This is a genomic window from Microcoleus sp. CZ3-B2 (assembly GCF_036705055.1).
Classification (GTDB): domain Bacteria; phylum Cyanobacteriota; class Cyanobacteriia; order Cyanobacteriales; family Microcoleaceae; genus Microcoleus.
In genome coordinates, this window is record NZ_JAUBTN010000145.1 from 1 (window position 1) to 1,331 (window position 1,331).

Consider the following 1,331-nt stretch of genomic DNA (forward strand, 5'->3'; position numbering starts at 1 on the left):
TCAAACGGCAGAAAAAGATTTGGAAAAACTTACGGGGATCAAAATTTCTCACAGTACATTACTCATATTAGTCAAGAGACAAGAATTTGAATTACCTACATCTAAACAAGGAGTCAAAGAAATTACATTAGATGGCGGTAAAGTCAGACTACGCAACGAAACTAAGGGCGAAAGATGTTACTGGAAAGACTATAAAGCCGTGTGTTTAGATAATGTTTATTCTGGAGCTTTTTTTCAAAATAATCAAGATTTAATACCAATTTAATATGAAGCTGCATAGAATAGGGCTTCAAGAATAAACTTGTAAGATGACAACGAACTAATTTGCTCAGGTGTGATTTTTTCAAGAACTTGTTTCAATCGCTCTCGCAATTGCTCCAGTGTTGTAAAAACTTCTCCAACAAGTTGCTGTTTGATATATTCCCAGACCCTTTCAATTGGATTAAGTTCTGGACTATGTGAAGGTTGACAGACAGGAATTAAATTTTCGGGCACTGAGATAGTTCATTAGTGATATGAGCACCCGCTCTATCCATGTGAATCAGGGCAATATCTTCACCCAATTGTAGAGAAAGAGCGTCAATAAATTGCTGAAAGTTTTCTCCGTTAAGATGAGCGTATTCTTGGCAAAAATGCCAGCCACTCAATGGTTCGACTACCCCATACAACCAAAAATTTTCACGTTTCCATAGTATGGGAGCAACTGGTTTTACCCCCCTGGCTGTAATTAATTTTCCTGTCAATGTTTTCAATCCCAAACGGGTTTCATCTTGACACAAATATCGTAGCCTTTTGCCCTTACCAAAATATTTTTGCAACGTCAATACTGCTGGAATGATGTTTTTTTAAAAAGCTCCACTGCTTCTACGTCCTGTAAAGCACTTTGCGGACGTGGCACTTTCAGTTTTGCGATGTGACGGTAATGCGCCCAGGCATAGACTGTTGCATAAGTCAGTTCTAAATTATACTCGGTTTTTAGCCATTCCACAATTTCTCCGTAGCTTTTGAAAGGGACTCCTGTTGCTAAGCGTTCTTTAAGTCCTGCTAAGGCCTCAATAGTCAAGTGTTGTACTTGTCCGGGGGCTTTTTTCACCAACAATAATTCCGATAATCCACCACGTCGATACTTTTGTCGCCAGCGGGTTATCGTAGATTTGTCTCTACCCAAACGATTGGCTAATTCTTGATGCTGCTGTACTTGCCCTGTTTTTAACCACCATAATACTTGTATTCGTTCTTTCTGACTCGCTGTACCAATACTTCGGACAGTTTTGGAAGAGGGACGCGAGGCTCGCCGAGCTACAAAAGTTATTGGAATCTGAATCAAAAAT

Annotated in this window: 3 protein-coding genes and 1 pseudogene; 1 reads left to right on the top strand and 3 read right to left on the bottom strand. The window is 39.5% G+C overall.

Going from position 1 to position 1,331, the window contains the following annotated elements; all coding sequences use genetic code 11:
• Positions 1 to 256 (top strand): annotated as a pseudogene (locus QUA97_RS28175) (ISKra4 family transposase); the annotation flags it as partial.
• 5 nt (positions 257 to 261) lie between these two features.
• Here the strand turns inward: QUA97_RS28175 and QUA97_RS28180 are convergent.
• The 3 genes from QUA97_RS28180 to QUA97_RS28190 form a co-directional block, all read right to left on the bottom strand.
• Positions 262 to 495: a transposase gene (locus QUA97_RS28180; RefSeq protein WP_194071281.1), complete on the bottom strand. Its 234-nt coding sequence runs from the start codon at positions 493 to 495 to the stop codon at positions 262 to 264.
• The gene (locus tag QUA97_RS28185; RefSeq protein WP_194071282.1) at positions 480 to 824 is read right to left on the bottom strand and encodes a transposase; all 345 of its coding nucleotides are present in this window, start codon (positions 822 to 824) and stop codon (positions 480 to 482) included. The genes QUA97_RS28180 and QUA97_RS28185 overlap by 16 nt, the downstream gene beginning before the upstream one ends.
• Positions 821 to 1,331 (bottom strand): helix-turn-helix domain-containing protein (locus QUA97_RS28190; RefSeq protein WP_333197618.1); only part of this gene is annotated, 511 nt, incomplete at its 5' end. The genes QUA97_RS28185 and QUA97_RS28190, both read right to left, overlap by 4 nt.